The sequence below is a fragment of the Acetobacter malorum genome, from assembly GCF_001580615.1.
GTDB classification, from domain to species: domain Bacteria; phylum Pseudomonadota; class Alphaproteobacteria; order Acetobacterales; family Acetobacteraceae; genus Acetobacter; species Acetobacter malorum.
Genome location: NZ_LHZC01000053.1, coordinates 101,850 through 117,827, shown reverse-complemented (window position 1 = coordinate 117,827; position 15,978 = coordinate 101,850). Strand labels below are relative to the sequence as shown.

17 protein-coding genes and 1 CRISPR repeat array (1 of these 18 cut by a window edge) are annotated in these 15,978 nt (G+C 52.6%); of the genes, 2 read left to right on the top strand and 15 right to left on the bottom strand.

What is annotated here, in order from left to right; translation table 11 throughout:
* Positions 1–268: 268 nt before the first annotated feature.
* On the bottom strand, positions 269–436 hold the full coding sequence (locus AD930_RS17875) for a hypothetical protein (RefSeq protein WP_156477012.1): 168 nt from the start codon (positions 434–436) through the stop codon (positions 269–271).
* A 291-nt stretch (positions 437–727) separates the two neighbouring features.
* Complete coding sequence (locus AD930_RS11240) at positions 728–1,369, bottom strand: NUDIX hydrolase (protein ID WP_061506322.1); 642 nt, start codon at positions 1,367–1,369, stop codon at positions 728–730.
* Positions 1,370–1,601: 232 nt separating this feature from the next.
* Between AD930_RS11240 and acpP the strand changes: the two genes are divergently transcribed.
* Complete coding sequence (gene acpP, locus AD930_RS11235) at positions 1,602–1,841, top strand: acyl carrier protein (protein WP_061506418.1); 240 nt, start codon at positions 1,602–1,604, stop codon at positions 1,839–1,841.
* Between the two features lie 734 nt (positions 1,842–2,575).
* Here acpP and AD930_RS11230 read toward each other — a convergent pair.
* The 6 genes from AD930_RS11230 to AD930_RS11200 form a co-directional block, all read right to left on the bottom strand.
* Positions 2,576–2,995, bottom strand: coding sequence for an ATP-binding protein (locus AD930_RS11230; protein ID WP_156477011.1), 420 nt, complete (start codon positions 2,993–2,995; stop codon positions 2,576–2,578).
* 4 nt (positions 2,996–2,999) lie between these two features.
* Positions 3,000–3,938 (bottom strand): hypothetical protein, encoded by a 939-nt coding sequence (locus AD930_RS11225; RefSeq protein ID WP_061506320.1) that lies wholly within the window; start codon positions 3,936–3,938, stop codon positions 3,000–3,002.
* 55 nt (positions 3,939–3,993) lie between these two features.
* The gene (locus AD930_RS11220; protein ID WP_061506319.1) at positions 3,994–5,664 is read right to left on the bottom strand and encodes a class I SAM-dependent methyltransferase; all 1,671 of its coding nucleotides are present in this window, start codon (positions 5,662–5,664) and stop codon (positions 3,994–3,996) included.
* 642 nt (positions 5,665–6,306) lie between these two features.
* Positions 6,307–6,903, bottom strand: coding sequence for a hypothetical protein (locus AD930_RS11210; RefSeq protein WP_061506317.1), 597 nt, complete (start codon positions 6,901–6,903; stop codon positions 6,307–6,309).
* A gap of 53 nt (positions 6,904–6,956) precedes the next feature.
* Positions 6,957–7,385: a hypothetical protein gene (locus AD930_RS11205; RefSeq protein ID WP_061506316.1), complete on the bottom strand. Its 429-nt coding sequence runs from the start codon at positions 7,383–7,385 to the stop codon at positions 6,957–6,959.
* Positions 7,386–7,423: 38 nt separating this feature from the next.
* A complete protein-coding gene (locus AD930_RS11200; RefSeq protein WP_061506315.1) occupies positions 7,424–7,990 on the bottom strand; it encodes a hypothetical protein in 567 nt (188 codons plus the stop codon).
* Positions 7,991–9,306: 1,316 nt separating this feature from the next.
* Here AD930_RS11200 and AD930_RS11185 point away from each other — a divergent pair.
* Positions 9,307–9,852 carry a hypothetical protein gene (locus AD930_RS11185; protein ID WP_156477010.1) on the top strand — a complete coding sequence of 182 codons (546 nt, stop codon included), beginning with the start codon at positions 9,307–9,309 and terminating at the stop codon, positions 9,850–9,852.
* A 13-nt stretch (positions 9,853–9,865) separates the two neighbouring features.
* On the opposite strand, the gene AD930_RS11180 is transcribed toward AD930_RS11185, so the two are convergent.
* From AD930_RS11180 to AD930_RS11150, 7 genes are all read right to left on the bottom strand, one after another.
* Positions 9,866–10,813: a hypothetical protein gene (locus AD930_RS11180; RefSeq protein WP_061506311.1), complete on the bottom strand. Its 948-nt coding sequence runs from the start codon at positions 10,811–10,813 to the stop codon at positions 9,866–9,868.
* A 71-nt stretch (positions 10,814–10,884) separates the two neighbouring features.
* The gene (locus AD930_RS11175) at positions 10,885–11,106 is read right to left on the bottom strand and encodes a helix-turn-helix domain-containing protein (protein ID WP_061506310.1); all 222 of its coding nucleotides are present in this window, start codon (positions 11,104–11,106) and stop codon (positions 10,885–10,887) included.
* A gap of 3 nt (positions 11,107–11,109) precedes the next feature.
* Positions 11,110–11,343, bottom strand: coding sequence for a hypothetical protein (locus AD930_RS11170; protein WP_061506309.1), 234 nt, complete (start codon positions 11,341–11,343; stop codon positions 11,110–11,112).
* A 46-nt stretch (positions 11,344–11,389) separates the two neighbouring features.
* A complete protein-coding gene (locus AD930_RS11165; protein ID WP_061506308.1) occupies positions 11,390–12,151 on the bottom strand; it encodes a hypothetical protein in 762 nt (253 codons plus the stop codon).
* A 242-nt stretch (positions 12,152–12,393) separates the two neighbouring features.
* Complete coding sequence (locus AD930_RS11160) at positions 12,394–12,975, bottom strand: hypothetical protein (RefSeq protein ID WP_156477009.1); 582 nt, start codon at positions 12,973–12,975, stop codon at positions 12,394–12,396.
* Positions 12,976–13,165: 190 nt separating this feature from the next.
* A complete protein-coding gene (locus tag AD930_RS11155) occupies positions 13,166–13,465 on the bottom strand; it encodes a hypothetical protein (protein ID WP_061506306.1) in 300 nt (99 codons plus the stop codon).
* A 1-nt stretch (position 13,466) separates the two neighbouring features.
* Positions 13,467–14,408, bottom strand: coding sequence for a hypothetical protein (locus tag AD930_RS11150; protein ID WP_156477008.1), 942 nt, complete (start codon positions 14,406–14,408; stop codon positions 13,467–13,469).
* A gap of 241 nt (positions 14,409–14,649) precedes the next feature.
* Positions 14,650–15,978: a CRISPR direct-repeat array (repeat unit 28 nt; unit sequence TTTCTAAGCCGCCTATGCGGCGGTGATG); it runs 83 nt beyond the window's last position.

Genomic DNA, 15,978 nt, shown 5'->3' with positions numbered 1-15,978 from the left:
GGTCGTAGGAAGGTGGTCCTGCATGCTCCGGGGTTTTCGTAGAAAAATGAACATAATTTGCTGCAAGAAGTGCTGCAATCAACAGATAGCCGTAAGCGTCTTTGCCAGATGCGATTATATACATCATAAGAGGAAGTAGAAGCGCGGATATTAGTAGATCGACAGAGCCAATATTATAGATTGCTGATAATCCTTCTCCCATTATATAGGCCTTTCTGCCTCTATGGGGGGGTGAGCATTCCTATCCTCCCGCGGGTAAAGCTTGAATTCACCCATGGAATACTGGGGGGGCCTGCACGATGACAAGCCAAAGATCTGCGATTAACAGCACGGCAACGGCCAGTCCGGCATATTTGTGTTTCCTGAATCTGATGGAGATGGCTACGGCGATTAACGCCAAAGCCACAAACACCACCCAAAACTCAATCACAGTCATATTTTCTTACCTTTTCTTTATTTGCCACCGCTGCGCGCAGGTATCGCTATCCACGAGGATCGTGAGAAGGAGAACCTGAAAGATTTGGATAGGCATCTAGCCTGTGAGTGCAGTAGTGGTACAAACAGACGCTGGTTAGAGCGATAGCTAACCCACATACTAACTTTACATTTCTCTTGTAGCTGGGCGTCAAAATATATTGCCCTGCGGGAGCCATAAAGAAACTCAGCATGAACAAGGACAAAGCAGAGGTTCCCCACGTGAGGCCTTGAACGAGTATGATGACCATTATTAAACTTCCCTGTGTTCTTCGTGTTTCAGGGAAATAGAGTTTGAGTCGGGCACTAAGGCAAGATTGTCTGTGATTTGATTCAGAATAAACCAGTCAGTGCTGCCTTCCCGATGTTTCTTCTCGATCCACTGTCGCAAAAGCTTCTGCTCTTTACGCTCGAATGCGCGGCGGAAAATTGATGTTTTCCCCTCTGGATGCTGCGGGAAGGGCATGAACACCGGGGGCAGACATTCATCTGTCTCATTGAAGGGGATTTGCGAGTCAATTTCGGCAACGAAAAACTGCATATAGCTGACTGGAGCAGGGTACTTCCATTCTCCCGGAGGCGGCGCCAGCAAAGTAATCTTCTGGTGGGCTACAGGAACGACGTTTTTGATCGTGATCCCACATTCCTCAAAATTCTCCCTCCTGACGGCTTTCTCAGGCGTTTCTCCCGCCTCGACGTGCCCTCCGGGAATTTCTAGCCCGCGGCGGCGGTTCTGAGCTAACCAAATGCCACGCCTTTTCCGATCAAAAACCAATGCGAAGCAGCTCGTCGTGAGCTCAGGAGGGGAGGTTTCCTTACTCGACATGATTAGGGTGACTTCATGGGGCAGTTTAAGCCAAGGCAAGGACTTATGTGGATACATCACGTCTCTCATCGTTCGCGCCTGTCGGCGTATGGATTGTCATAAAATATTAGGATGTTAGAAGCGTAAAATCCATGCCGGAAACCTTCTTTTTATTCGAATTTCTTTCTTATCCTTGGCATCTTCGTCTTCCCCATGCTAACGAAAGCCGGTTCCTGTAGGGAGAGCGGCGATAAACTCTCCTTGGGCTTTTTTCTTATCAAGTGTCGGCGCCATTGGCGTTCAGACCTGTTTGGATGTAATGATGAGCGAAACTGCTGATAAAATTCGGAAAATTGTAGGCGAGAACCTTGGCTTTGACACGGATAAGGTCAAGCCAGAATCCCGGTTTGTTGAAGACCTGAACGCTGACAGCCTGGACATCGTCGAAATGGTCATGGCGTTTGAGGAGGCGTTCAACATCGAAATCCCTGAAGACGCAGCCGAAAAAATGACCACCGTTCAGAATGTCATCGACTACATCGAAACGCGCCGGAACTCCTGAGGCCTTCCTTCCGAAATTCATGACCTGCGCAAGCGAAAGTCGCCCCCTTTGAGGGCGGCTTTTTTTGTCGAGATTTTCCATCAAACACGCTTTGAGCTTATCCCCGACCTGACGCACGGGGAACAGTGCGCGTAAGCCGGTCCGGAACCATCCAGCCTCGGCTAATCCCCGCACGCGCGGGGAACACGTCTAAACCTAGACAACTACCTCCTGCGAATGCGGCTTATTACCGAATACGCAGGGGAAGCACAAACAAAAGCGTTGCGGCTTTTGCATTTGCGGCTCATCCCCGGCCTGACGGACGGGGAACACCAGCATAGAGTGCGGTTGATTTGCCTGACTGACGGTTCATCCCCACTCCCGTGGGGTACACCGGTATATTATCCGCAAGTTTTGCACTTTGAACGGTTCATCCCCGCACACGCGGGTAGCGCAAGGTCGTGACCGTACATGGCCTGCGTTCCACCGGTTGATCCCCGCACACGTGGGGAACACAGTGTAGCCGCTGCCGCCCCTTGTTTTCGTCCCGGTTAATCCCCGCACACGTGGGGAACACTCTTTCGGGAAACGATCGTTTCAAAATGCTTTTTTAATTTCAAAGATCCTACCATATTTTTAGGCTCTTCCTGAGATAGTGTCCAGCGAGGAAAAGCAGCAAGATCCTCGAAAAACATTGTGCAGAAAACACGCCGACCCAGATGCGCCGCAAGGTCCCATCCGTCCGGGAGATGGTGTCAAGGCTGGTCTGGTCTCCATACTGGCAAAGCATCGACGCCTTCAGGAACCTCATATTCCCACTTGAGGGTGTCGATGTCCCTAACGACCGCCTCCGATGCGTTGCGAAGAGCAAGGTTCGCGCGACAGGCGTTCGGCTCATTCCTGAACCAGATCCACCGCACTTCATGCTTAGGCAACTCCCTTGCCAGGAAAGAGGTCATGCTGGCCCGGTAGAGGGGGCAGCAAAGCCGAGAGTCTGCCAGAACGATATCATCCGGCCAGTCTGCCGGGATATCGTCTGTGAATTTTGGCTCGTTCACGAGGATGGCCGGACGCTTTCGCTTCGGATCTTCAACCATAGACTGGGCCATGGCCGACTTGCCGCTGCCCGGCAACCCGACAACCACATGAATTGTGGGCTGCGGGAGATTACTCACCGGGTTAAAACTCCAGGGTGGGAACCGGCACCCAATCCCGACCCAAGAACGCGACATACAGCGTCTGGATATCAAGATAGTCTTGCTTGATGTCCCCGCCTTTGGAGGGCTGAACCGTGTTCATTGGCTTCGCAAACGCAGAAACGCCATCGACGGAGTAATCCCGCGTCGGCTGGGTTTTCTTCAAAATCTCGCAGAAAAGATCGCCAAGCGGCATCTCGGATATCTTGTCTGTCGGAAAGAGAATGCCAGCAATCTGGCCTCTGAGGAAAGCGACGCCCTCCGTTTCCGTAGTCGCGCGACCAACCCATTCTGCATTACTCCAGGCTTGGATCTCGGCGCCGGGAGGGCCTTTGCGGTCCTTGCTCCATTCCGCAGGGCTTCTCGCCTTCAGTTCTCCCAGTGCATTGCGAACAATACCGGTGAAATCGTCAAGTCCAATGGCTGGCCCGCTGTATTTGATCTGTCCGCGCGCGCACATGACCTCATACGCACTCAGGGCGTCGACGTTATGTTTGGCCAGTTTTGCCAGAAAGATCGACAGGGGAAGGTAGAGGATCTCATATTCCGTGCGGCTCCCATAAAATCCGTCTTTTACCCGCGAGGTCGTCTGGTAGGACGAGAGGATGTCGTCGTAAGCGATGAAGCTTGTCTCCGGAGCCACAAGCTTAAGGAAGTCGAAGACAGCGCGAGGCCTGGACGGAGGTTCTGCTTCGATTTCGGTCAGATAATCACGTGCGCAATGCCCCTCTACGCCACCGGACACCCGCTCAATGAACAGGCTCGGAACTGGCCGTCCATTCACAAGAATAAGCCCCAGCTTGTCACGCTGCTGATAATCCACTTCATCCCGGTATTTTTTGACGATTCCGGCCAGGATATGCAGGGCAACCACTGCGCCGGGCGTTTCCAGATCCATCTCCGGGAAAAGTTTTTGGGTCATAGTGTGGTCTTTCATTTATCGCCCCCGTACGACCGGGGCGAGCGTCGTTTGAGGATCAGGCAGCCATCGGCGTCTGCATGGGAGCCGCAACAGGATGGTCGAGGGTGATGATCGTGGTGTAGACGTTGGCATACCCGAAGTCAGCCATTTCCTGCCGGTAGAAGGAAACCTTCCATCCGCTCAGTTCCTTAATCCGCTCCCACCCATTTTCTACGGAACTGGGCAGGATGGCCACGAGGCGGCCGCCCGGCGCGACAAGGGTTGCGGCTTCGACAAGATGATCACGCCACTGACGATTGCAGAACGGAGGGTTCATGATTACCCGGTCGAAGGTGCGCTGAGCGTTCCGGGCCTTTGACGCCCAGCTCATGAAGTCTGCAACCTCCGCCTTCAGGCCCTTGCTCTCCAGAACCTTCCCATGCAACTCGCTCACCTCGACACACTGGACGGCGCTCAGATCGTCAAGATAGCCGCCCAGCGCATCGACCAGATTGCCTGTGCCCGCGGAGGGTTCAAGAACCGTCATACCCGGATGAACGTCCAGCAGAGAGGCTGCTTTCTCTGCGATGTCTTTTCCTGTCGGGCAAAACTGGTGAGACTTTTCATCAGGGAGAACGCCTGAAATTACGATTTCGTTAATGACGTCCTTAGGAGGGTAGTTGAACTCATAAACTGTGCGGGATTTTTGGTTGCGTGTCCCACCGATACGCTCAAGGATGGAGCAGGCCTCTGCCGTCACGCCGCTATCTTTGGTGTAATAGGATTCCAGTTCGACGCTGTTACGGTTGGTCGTGACCGGCTGGATGATGCGTTCGCCGTAGTTGGCGATGAATGGTGTCGTTCTGACGTCACGTAAGTTGGCGAGAATTTGCAGAACCTCGAACGGGATCGGGCGCAAAATCAGCGTGGGAGCCTTTTTCGTCTTGGCGGATGTATTGGATTTTGACTGTGTGCGGAATTTGGCCGGGATTGCGCTCGGATGAAGGGTGGCCAGAATTTTATTGAGTTGCCAGGCCATGTCTGGATGGATCTGCAGGTGCGCAGTTCCTTTAAGATACCGGCGAATTTGAATTGCCCGACCATCCATATCATGCCATTTCCCATCCCTTGGAATTCTGGACAGGGTCGTGAAGGAGCTTTGCTCAGAAGGCGCCGGGCGCTCTGACAGCATTGCGATAACCCGGCGAAGGTCATGGATGTGGCCTGCATTGCCCACAAGGCTATGGTCCTGAATGCCGGACAAAATCATGCGCCGACCGAAACCTTGCGGCACATTCGTCAGATGCTCGTCTGAAAGGCCGCTGAAGATGCCGTCAACCATCTGAGCAATCATTTCATAACGTCGCGCAATGTAGTCCTTCAGGGTCGGAATAACGTGCTCTTCCGTGAATTCCGGCGTCTTGCATTCGTGGATATCACTGCTCCACTTACGCCGCTCTGCCAGCGGCATGTATTCCATGACCTGTGACAAATCGACAGCACGCTTCCACATGCGTGCGTCAAGGCGCTTCGCGGCATCCGGAACATCAAAGAAATCTGCAGCATTTACGGCATAGCGCCCTTGATTTTTTTTGATGCCACCTTCTGAAAAAATGGAGAAAAGGAAGCTGTTTTCAGACTCAGTCATTTCTGACGCCATGGCCTCCATCCGGGCAAGATAATTATTACGCTCTTCAAGGAGAGCATAAAGGTTTGGAGGAAGAGCAACGCCTGTTGAGCCTGACATGATTTGTCCCTGAAATATCAATGTAATTTCTAAGGACTAATCTACCACCAAGGACAAAAACGCGCAATATAACTTTTTAGTAATTTACATTTATCCATGATGTGATCCAAGGCAAATTGGCTGTGGGGTCATACTTCGGAAGAACGAGAGGCTTTGCCAGAAAATGGCGATGGACTGCGGGCAGCAAAAAACCCTCCAGTCGGCAATCATCCAACTGAAGGGTTCTCTGAGGCAACATGGAATCACCACGGGTCGAGGTAGCTTTGCGCTCCCCGTTCCAATTTTTATTGATCATGGAATGTCAAAATCATGCTTTCGGCCAGATCGTCTCCTCACCAGACAGGTATTGGGATGCGCTATTCCTATATTCCTAATCTGCGTCATCGGCTCCGAAGTAAGCGAAGACAAGAAACAAGGTCGCCGCCAGCAATACGACAGACAGGGGCTGCAAACAAATCCGGAACCAGTATGGCAATAAGCCGAAAAGATTGAATTCCACGAAGAAGAAAATGAAGGAAACCATGGAAAACAGAGCTATTTCGTACGCCGTTTTCCTGCAATTCATGAAAAATTTATTGCGCACCATTTCATCCCTTCATCGTCAAGGTCTTTCGCCCTCACGTCTGCTGTCTGCTGGACAGATTAAGATCGTCTCTTGCGCTTGCGTGCCCGGCTGCCACCAGATTTCTTTTCCCAGGGGAGAGTGTAATTCCTCTGGGTCCTCAGTTCAGGTGATACGATAAGCGGAGCATACGGAGGGATGCAGCCCGAGAGCGTTTCCTCATCGAACGCGACCACTCTTCCCCTTTGCTTAAACTCCTGCAGGGCCGCTCGTCGCAATAGGGACATTTCTGCGCTGGCCGGATCAAACTGATCGATGGCTGAGCGCTGCTGTCTATAGCGTTCCAGATCGCTGCTCTGGAGATTTCTTTTGAGAGGGGCATCATCCGGAAGATCCCCGTAAAGAACGCCTTCGTGTGAGGACGGCGGCCGGGCGAGTATGTCGGTGTAAATCAGGTCTTCGGCCGGCGTCCTTCCAACGAAGATGACACTCACCTTCACATTTGCATTGGCCAGCGCCCGAGCAGCAGCGGGGAAGTCCTCATGCTGGGACTGGATCAGAACAAGATGGTCGCGAATGCCTGATGCTCTTTCCGCACTGTTGTCTGCCGGTGCGTCAGAAAGCAGAACCAGTTCTTTGTCCCGGCCTTTTTCTTGCAGGAAATGTTCTTCGGTCATTGTGTGGTGGTCACTCACAAGTTAGTTCGCGTGCCGCGAAGGGTCGGGAAAGGCTACCATTGCCTGCAGCTTATTGGCGTGTTGATCCCGCACCCGGAGGTCTTGTCTCCTGCGCCTGGCTTAGCAGGAGGCACCCCCTCAACGCTGAGATCTGTATGCATCAGACCGGTTTCGTGGCGGGAAGGATCATTCTTGCGAATGAGAAAGGACTTCACAGGATCTTCATTCCCCTCTGCATTAGGGGGGAGTGCGTGGTTGCTGGCACCCACATCGATAGAGGAGGGGCCTGCCAAGGAAGAGAGCTCCACTGCATCACGCTTCTGCCTTTCCAGTTCGCTGATGTCCTGGTGGATCTGCTCCAGTTCCGTTTGCATACTGCCAAGCCGGCCATTCATTTGGAAATTGGTGATGGCCACAGACACGCAGGCCCAGGAGCATACGGTGGCGGCGGCGGCGATGATAGCTGCGTAAGTGTTCTTCAAGGGTGTTACTCTCCGGGTGGTGTGGTCGGCTTGCGTGTTCAGGCGGAACGCAGAAGGGCCGTTCTCGGCCAATAAAGCTTCTCTTTGCCTTTTCCGTCCGTTCTGGCCCCGAGGACCACATAGCTTTGATGATCGCGTGCCAGGGCCTGCCCTCCGGAGCTTTCAACGCAGGAGTAGGCAGGATCGATTTCGTGAGGAAGCGTGCCTGCCGGCACAATCTTCACGATGGTGCCTTTCTTGGGGGTGTAACTACTCACCCACTTCACAAGTTGCCCCTGCCCAAACTCCGCAGGGGCGCTTTCAGGGTCGGTTGCGATTGTGGGGCGATCAACTCCCCAAAGGCGGACGGAGAGCTTCTCAAGGGGCTGCAGGAGGGACGTGCGAGGCCAGTAGTTCGTGGCTTTTCGCTTCCCAGTCTCCGAGCCTTTCTTTGCGGCAACGATGTAAGTCTCGTGATCCCGCGGGCTGGCGCTCTCGATTGAAGGGAAGTCTCCAAATTCAGACGGCAATGCGCCGGGCGGCAGGACGTGAAGGACAAAGCCTTCTTTTCGGATGCCGCTGCTTACCCAGGAAACAAGGTCTCCGACAGCGAAATTTTTAGCCATGAGTCTCTCTCAAAATTTTAGGATTAAAGTCTCTCTGTGACTGCAAAAGAGTTTACACCTCAATAAAGATCGCCGCGACGAAAAACGCGCATATGTCTCCGAAAAATCCAAAGAGGGACTGTCCTGCGAAAATCAGTGACCCACGATGGAACCATGATTGAGGCCTGCACATTATGCGCTTCCGTGAATTCCTCCACGGCCCTTTCGCAGAACAGCATGGCTTTCCTTCGGACCTTTCTCCGGGGGAATTTCACGTGATGTGATCGGCGACGGGAGCGTTTACCCATGGGGGCGTCCTATTCTAATTCTCATGGGACTCACTGCTTTGAGCAAGATGATCTGCCAGCCGATGGAAAAGATAGATTAATGGCCATCAATCCAGATCATGATGAGTGATTTAAAAATCAACCTGGCTTTGGATTAAATAGCACCAATGCCACGAAAGAATACCACTAAATAGATACATCCGCCGAGAAAGGTGAATACCACAGGAATTGGATCAACCTCCTCCTTGCGCATGATGGAAAAGGTGCCAAAGGCAACCCCACTTAGTCCCAAGGCTCCAGAAATACAGGTCATAATCGGATGCATAGATTTGCTCATTAAAGGCGGTTGAACAAGAGAGACGGGGTTTTGCTTTAACCTTGCGCCGGCAATTGAAAAGGTATTCTGGACGAACCATTAAGACCCATTGCAGGCAAGAATTCCATACAGACAACTCATTAATGTTTATCAATCCAATTCGTGATTGATGATACAAAAGCAAGAAAGGATTCTGGATTAACATAGGCCCAGATTGAAAAAAATGCCCCGGCAAGGAAAAAAGCTGCCCGCAAAAGGTATCTGGGTCTTTTAAAAACAATTGCCATGAAAAGATGGCCAATTCCCAAAAGCCCAAATAACACAGCCACAATGGTAAACATGGATTGTCCCAGCGAGGTTAATACAATGGGATGATCATATCTCCATCCACGTCGGAGTTACAGGGGGCAAGGTGAAAAACCAGTATAATCGGCACATTTCAGAGCGCTGTTACTCGACACGGTACGGCCGCCATGCCCGGATTGTATCTAAGTGTCTGTAATAGAAGGATTTAGTTCCTGACCGGCAATATCTGAGGCTGCAGTTACTAAATCATGATATATCAACGAGTTAATGGTCTATCATAAGGATTATCTTTTTGATCTGGATCGTCTCCATAAACGCGGCTAGTGTGCCGAGGCGAAATATTCCAGAAAACCATCAGCGAAATGGCACAATCTTCACGCTTGGAGCATGTGCCCGCCATCCAGGATACGCCCCCCAGGACTGACGAAATGCTCAAGATCACTCACGATGGAAGTCTAAGTGGATATCATGATTTTATGATTATCGCCGTCTTCCTTTTCTTGGTCACAGTTCTTTATGATTGGTTGGTCCCGCGCACCGCCCTTGCGAGATTGCCTAAAGGAAAACTGTTTCTCCTTGGTTGGGCCATGCTTTCTATTTATGCACCGTTAGTGTGGACTATTTACCCTAACCACTATCGTGCCAAAATTGAAAAAGAAGTGCTGGCGTTTAATGCCGAGCAAAAACAAAGGCCATCTTCGGAATGCGTTTATGTGGCGAAGCTGTGGGCGGTGAAATCAGACGAGAGAAATGACTTCTGGCCTAATAAACAAAAGATGACTGAAAGAAGTTATGTGGACTACACAAATAAGAATGGCTCACATGGTAGCACTGACATCCCGGCTGACATCTTCAAAAATTTGCATGTAGGGGACCGTATTGCGATTACGCATGTCAATACAGGTGAGACCTTAATCAACGGCTTGAATGTTTGGGAAGATGGTGTGTCTCTGGGCTGTGACGGCAAGATTTAGCAGAGGTATGCCTTTAGGGAGGGGAGTGTTCAAGCCTGTAGTGTCGCAGGCCCTGGATCTTCACCGGTCGGCCGGATGAAGCACTTTTGGCCGCCGTACCATAGAACCTGACGACCCTGTCTTTGTCCCTGTTAAGTGTTTTGATCTTCTCTGATGCGCGCAGCATCGCGGCAAAAGACTCTTCCCTATAATGACGCTTCCGGGCCTGAGATTCTCTTTCTAGCGAGGTCAGGTAGTTTGCGAGGCTTCTGTTGACCAGATCCTCCCCGCTGACGATATGCAATGTCAGCTTCGGGAATGCCTGACGCATACGTTGGATGATGAAATCGAGATGTCCGGAGGGGAGCTTGTAGAGCCAACGGTTCCCAGACGGAGAGCATGCCTGCACCTGCCGGAGAAGAAGACGGCGGCCGCTGGCAATCGAGAAGCTGACAGTCAGCACGTGCTGGCCCTTGTAGTGGATCAGGAACGCCAGACACCCGTCCAGATATGTGTCACTATAGGTGGCCCACCCATGGGGGGTGCAAGAGGTCGTGTGGTCAACAGTGACCGTGAAATCCCGTAGCCCCATTGAGAACGATCTCAGGCCATTCCATGTGTGAACGATATCGTTCCATGACGGATACCTGTAAGAGCACCGCCAGATGCTGTTTATGATCTTGGCGATCAGCCGGTGAGGGGGAGAACTCTCGAAGAGCCTCTCGACGTCAGGGGCCATCATGTAGACTGATGATGCCTTCACACGGCACAGGCGCTCGAAACTGGTCCTGCCCACGATCCGGAGGGGCAGGCGGTGGAGGCTCTTGTCTCCATATTTCTGAGCGATCCTAAGCCACCTATCGGGGGAGATGCGGTCTCCGGGCGTAGGATGCCTGTCCGATGTCCTGTTGAATGATACCGGCACGAACGCCAATTCAGCGGCCAGGGCAGATTGTGGAAGGCCGGGGACAGGATCAGGCATTCAGGCCTCGTTTAAAAGTCGGGCTGGCAGGATGGGCGGAACGAATGGTACGTAGTGTCCGCCCACCGAAGTCAGGACGTCGCTCTACGCCTCAGATCTGCAGTTGAAGGGGGAGGGTTCGCTTCCATGTATGCAACCAGCCCTTCCAGCCATACCGCCACATCCTCCGGCACAGGAAGAGACCCATTCTTCCACTGCCGAATTGTGCCCTCGCTCTTCCTCAGCATTCGGGCCAGAACGCGAAGCGTCCAGCCCATGATCTCAAGGCAGATTGCAAGTCTCTGCGGAGACATGGCTTATTTCTTCTCCTTGGGCTTGGATCGCCGCCACGGCAGCTTACCGTCCTGGGCGAAAAAGGATTTAGCCGGGTTGCCGTTCCACCGGGCCACGACCTTGCCCTTCTGAAGATCGACGGCCTCAATAACCACCGAGTGCACGACAGTTTGACTGATCGTGGTATTCCCCATTTTCTGTCTGGTAACGCTGTAAACAACTTCACCGGGGTTCAGAGATTTGATTGATACCGGCATGCTCGCATCCTTTGCTGTCTGCGGAGAAGGGTTCGGGGTTATGAGATCAGAGGCCCGCGCGCAGCGCGTCGTCGTACTCTTTCAGTTCTGTGAAGTAATCCGCTTCAGAGCGCCCGAATGGCCGATATAGCTGCTCCCATCCGAGCCAATGAGAGTAAGGCTCCAGCGCCGTATATTCGCCCCCGTAGTCTGCTGCCCATTGCGCGCAGGATTCAAGGAACTGATCCATATCGGCGCGGGTGCCTTGACCCGTGGGGGTGACCATGTCGCAGCCCCCGTTCCCGTCATTTTCAACATGAAGGAGTACCTTACCACCGCGGCCAACCTTCGCGTTGAAGCACGCTGTTTCTTTGCTGCGACTGGAGAACTCGCGATAGCTGGACACAGACCATGCAGCCATGACAGAGTTTTTGTCAGAAGTGTCATCGAACGGGTGCTCTGCAACAGTGATGTGTCCGCGTTTCTCCGGGACTGTTGCCCCCAAGCCTTCATAAAGGACGTCAAACTTTCCGCGACGGAATGATTTGATCACGCCGCGAATGGTTTTGCCGTCTTGATTTATGGTGACATACGTGCCGGGCTTGGGGAGTGCTTCCTGAGCCTTAAGATTGACTATGATGTGCTTGGCTGTCCCAGCGTTGTAAGCGATGTTTTTATAGTCATGGCCGTTTACGGGGTCGTAACCGGAAAATCTTGCGCCCTCCGAGGTCTTTGAAACCTGAGTGACAATAAGTGTCAGGCTGGACCCGCCGTCGAAGTTAACGGTGACAACGGAATTGGCCTTGAAATCTGGGGTGGGTGTTTTCATCACAAAATCTCTTAATCGCGTTTCCTTCTATAGTTTATACGCAAATTGCGTAATTATGTAAAGACTCGAAATTGTATGCTTGAGCATTTTTCGTTTCTGGATAGAAATCTTAGTCCGCACGCCAGTCAGGAACAGAAATACTCGACGCCATTAAGGCTGGGCGATTAGGGCTTATTGGGTAAGACGGAGGGCTGGCGCAAAGATAGCTGCGTCCGAATGCAAGGCGGTGTTCGCATAGATTTTTAGTCAAGCGGAGAAGCAGGCCGCGCGTAGATACTGGTCACTTCATTGTCCTCGTTCATCCAGGCACCGATCCAAGACATCCCGCCTTCCTTCCACTCTGGCTCTTCAGCTTCTTGGGTGAGCGCACGAAGTTCAGTATTGCCGATATATGAGCCGTCATCCGGAGCGCCAACAGCATGGAAGTGCAGAATGACCCCCATTTTCTGGGCTTCTTCTGCCATTTCCTTTTGGTTTCGTCCTTTCAGGAAGCGGAAAATAAAGGGAAAAAGCATCGCATCATAAACGCCGAGACCGGGATCGTGCTCGACCAGCTTGTCATAGGGAATGGGGGTCAGGAATGATCCAAAACGTGAGAAGGCCATATTTGCTTCTGTGCGCTGCCTTGGCCGTAAAGGAGGAAGAACGCGCATATGCGCACGACCGTATCCCTTGGCGAAAGGGGAGAGTTTGGCGGAGATTACCCGCAAAAAGCGGCCGTCACCTGCCTTCCAAACACTGCCTACAGCAGGTGCGCTGGCCTTCATTTCCGCCACAGCAGCCTTCTTGTCCAGTCGTGCGGATTTTGCTTCTGGCTTATTCATCAGCATCCCCACCCTCCACCACACGATGCGGCGCATGTTGAAGTCGGAGTTGACCCGCGTAAAGTGCCGCATGCAATCGGGGGCGATGTCTGCGAACTGGGTTCCACGCCCATATCCTTGACCGCCAGAATGAACATTTCCAAGGGGAGTGGTGATGGCTCAAAAGGTTTTTTATTATCCAGTGTCATTATCAATCCAGTTCTCTAATCAGTCTGGGGCCGAGCGCAGTGGGAAGGTAGGTCATCACAAATCCGGCTCCGGATATTAAGGCGCCCGCCACGATAAGAAAGAGGCCGGCATATAGGAACAGAGTTTCGGGCGGATCCAGAGGCGTGATGTTCAGGGAGGTGACGACGGAGGTCGCTTCCATAGCGCAGACCGGCGCAGCCCCCAGTGTGCCGAAAATGGTCATGAGAGCACCTGCCCCGATCAGGATTTCCTCCAAAATGAAGCCCGGACCGGTTTTGTGCTGAGGTATGTCGCGATGCATTTCATGCTCCGCTCTTGGCTGCGTCGGACGCAGGGAAGCGGAATACCTCCGTGACAAAGTCATCCGGCAAAAGTTTTTTGTGCATGAGGGCATTAAGGATTGAGAGAGGCACAGTCTTACCGTGAATGATGAGCTGGCGTTCTTTATGCCAGCGCTTCTCGAACGAATACTCTCCACTGACGATGCCTTCATACACCCGAACCTGCGCTGGCGAGAGCAAGCTTGTGTCCACGACATCAAAAGGCAGAAGTTCTTCACAAGGGAAAATGCTGGCCAGCAGGTAATGCTGCTTTTCTTCTCCCTCCCACTGGATCAGAGCTGAGCCATTCGCTGCATGGATAATCTGCCCCCGGAGAGGGCGAGCTACAAGAGTGTTGAGCCAGCCAGCGGTCTGCTTCAGCTTGATGCAATCCCCGATCCGAACCAGATTGCCGTTTGCGTATTTGTTAAGAAGGGTTCTGTTCCGGGTCGCTTTCTCGGTCGAGTAGATGCGCACCCATTCCCCTTCTAATTCTCCAGTGGAAGGTATCCAGATGTGCCCATCGCCATTTTTAGTCAAAGACAGATTACCGTCTGGGTGGATGACTGTGCCTTCTTTTGTTTCCTGCGCTTTGCCGGATGGGCGGAGAGCAGAGAGGGTGGCGGCCGCGATTTCGTATGGGGCAGTTCCAATAGGAAAGAAATATCCCTTAGACCATTCGGAAAGATAGCGGTGTTTCAGGGGTTCGCAGTTCTCAATGAGCCACTTCGCTGGACGTCCGAAGAGGCGGCTGAGATCCAGTCTTTTGTGCGCCCACGCGGTAGAGGCGCGTGCGACGGTCACACACACGAGTGTTTTGAGATTATCTCCTGAAGGCCCTGGCGGCGCAGTAAACTGGCCTGAAAATGAAATTGTCATTTCTAATCCGAGTGAAAATTGATTTTTCTTGGGTGATCTTATCACGACCAAAACCCATAGTCATGATTAAATGTCTTATATTTTATTATTATCGGATGCGCAGCAAAAGCCTGTCTTTCACAGAGGGGATATAAGGCTTTGCTCCGCTGACCGGACTGTCTTTGATTTTCTGGGATATACAAGAATAAAAATTCAGAAAGCACATGTTGTTCGTTTGTATCTGTCTATGCCGTAGGAAGGTTTTCTTCGGCGTAGCGACGCGCTTTCTCTGGAAACTGGCCTTTTCTTTCTAAGCCGCCTATGCGGCGGTGATGATACGTCAGCGCCTTGAGACGCTGCAGGAGCATTTCTAATCCGCCTGTGCGACGGTGATGGAAGACCTTTTCCTTGGTTTGCCAAATCAATAATTTCTAAGCCGCCTGTGCGACGGTGCTGCTGGGTGAGCTTCTTTCCAGCCGGCCAATGCTGTTTCTAAGCCGCCTATGCGGCGGTGATGTACGCTCTAGCCTGTGCGGGAGAGAGCATGCTTTTCTAAGCCGCCTGCGCGGCGGTGATGTGTGATTTAGGGGTAAGCGTCAAGAAATAAGGTTTCTAAGCCGCCTATGCGGCGGTGATGGCTTGAAGCGCAGCGAGAACTCCAGCCGCGCTTTTCTAAGCCGCCTATGCGGCGGTGATGCGCACAACAGAGCCGTCTAGTGGGCTACTCTGTTTCTAAGTCGCCTATGCGGCGGTGATGGTGGGTGTTCCTGTTTTTGGAGAATGTATCCCTTTCTAAGCCGCCTATGCGGCGGTGATGTCGCTGCGCTAATCGGAGAAAAACTTCTCGCTTTTCTAAGCCGCCTATGCGGCGGTGATGCCATGGGGGCTTGAGAGAAGGATAACGAATGGTTTCTAAGCCGCCTATGCGGCGGTGATGAGCCATTCACCCACGCCCATGCCGCTGCGCTTTTTCTAAGCCGCCTATGCGGCGGTGATGCGATAGTTTCGATCATGCGGATAGTTAGAACTTTTCTAAGCCGCCTATGCGGCGGTGATGGCCTACGATGCCGAGGTTAAACGGTTGTCGCTTTTCTAAGCCGCCTATGCGGCGGTGATGGGCGTGAACGCTGCGCTCGTTTCCTCTCGGCTTTTCTAAGCCGCCTATGCGGCGGTGATGAAATGCCGGCTTTTATGACCGCTTCCGCCACGTTTCTAAGCCGCCTATGCGGCGGTGATGGTGAGAACGGCGGTATGACTGTGGTGGGCAGATTTCTAAGCCGCCTATGCGGCGGTGATGCAGGGGAAAAAGCCTATCAGGCCGAGATTAAAATTTCTAAGCCGCCTATGCGGCGGTGATGAAATTCGTCGCAGTGGGTCTCGACTACGTCAGTTTCTAAGCCGCCTATGCGGCGGTGATGAGACCAAAATCGGCCACGGACAGACGCTGAGCTTTCTAAGCCGCCTATGCGGCGGTGATGAACCGTGCCGTGGTGGTTGTGTCCGAAGGTATTTTCTAAGCCGCCTATGCGGCGGTGATGGGCCAGAAGCTTTTCTCCGATGAGCGCTGCAATTTCTAAGCCGCCTATGCGGCGGTGATGTCGGACGGATGCGGGAATCAGTCGGACATCTCCTTTCT

Excerpts from the sequence above, each read along its gene's own strand:
- AD930_RS11175 (WP_061506310.1), bottom strand. The coding sequence starts at position 11,106 with ATGTCTCCGCAGAGACTTGCAATCTGCCTTGAGATCATGGGCTGGACG.
- AD930_RS11185 (WP_156477010.1), top strand. The coding sequence starts at position 9,307 with ATGCTCAAGATCACTCACGATGGAAGTCTAAGTGGATATCATGATTTT.
- AD930_RS17875 (WP_156477012.1), bottom strand. The coding sequence starts at position 436 with ATGACTGTGATTGAGTTTTGGGTGGTGTTTGTGGCTTTGGCGTTAATC.
- AD930_RS11170 (WP_061506309.1), bottom strand. The coding sequence starts at position 11,343 with ATGCCGGTATCAATCAAATCTCTGAACCCCGGTGAAGTTGTTTACAGC.
- AD930_RS11225 (WP_061506320.1), bottom strand. The coding sequence starts at position 3,938 with ATGACCCAAAAACTTTTCCCGGAGATGGATCTGGAAACGCCCGGCGCA.
- AD930_RS11180 (WP_061506311.1), bottom strand. The coding sequence starts at position 10,813 with ATGCCTGATCCTGTCCCCGGCCTTCCACAATCTGCCCTGGCCGCTGAA.
- AD930_RS11160 (WP_156477009.1), bottom strand. The coding sequence starts at position 12,975 with ATGAATAAGCCAGAAGCAAAATCCGCACGACTGGACAAGAAGGCTGCT.
- AD930_RS11200 (WP_061506315.1), bottom strand. The coding sequence starts at position 7,990 with ATGGCTAAAAATTTCGCTGTCGGAGACCTTGTTTCCTGGGTAAGCAGC.
- AD930_RS11165 (WP_061506308.1), bottom strand. The coding sequence starts at position 12,151 with ATGAAAACACCCACCCCAGATTTCAAGGCCAATTCCGTTGTCACCGTT.
- AD930_RS11240 (WP_061506322.1), bottom strand. The coding sequence starts at position 1,369 with ATGAGAGACGTGATGTATCCACATAAGTCCTTGCCTTGGCTTAAACTG.
- AD930_RS11220 (WP_061506319.1), bottom strand. The coding sequence starts at position 5,664 with ATGTCAGGCTCAACAGGCGTTGCTCTTCCTCCAAACCTTTATGCTCTC.
- AD930_RS11155 (WP_061506306.1), bottom strand. The coding sequence starts at position 13,465 with ATGCATCGCGACATACCTCAGCACAAAACCGGTCCGGGCTTCATTTTG.
- acpP (WP_061506418.1), top strand. The coding sequence starts at position 1,602 with ATGAGCGAAACTGCTGATAAAATTCGGAAAATTGTAGGCGAGAACCTT.
- AD930_RS11210 (WP_061506317.1), bottom strand. The coding sequence starts at position 6,903 with ATGACCGAAGAACATTTCCTGCAAGAAAAAGGCCGGGACAAAGAACTG.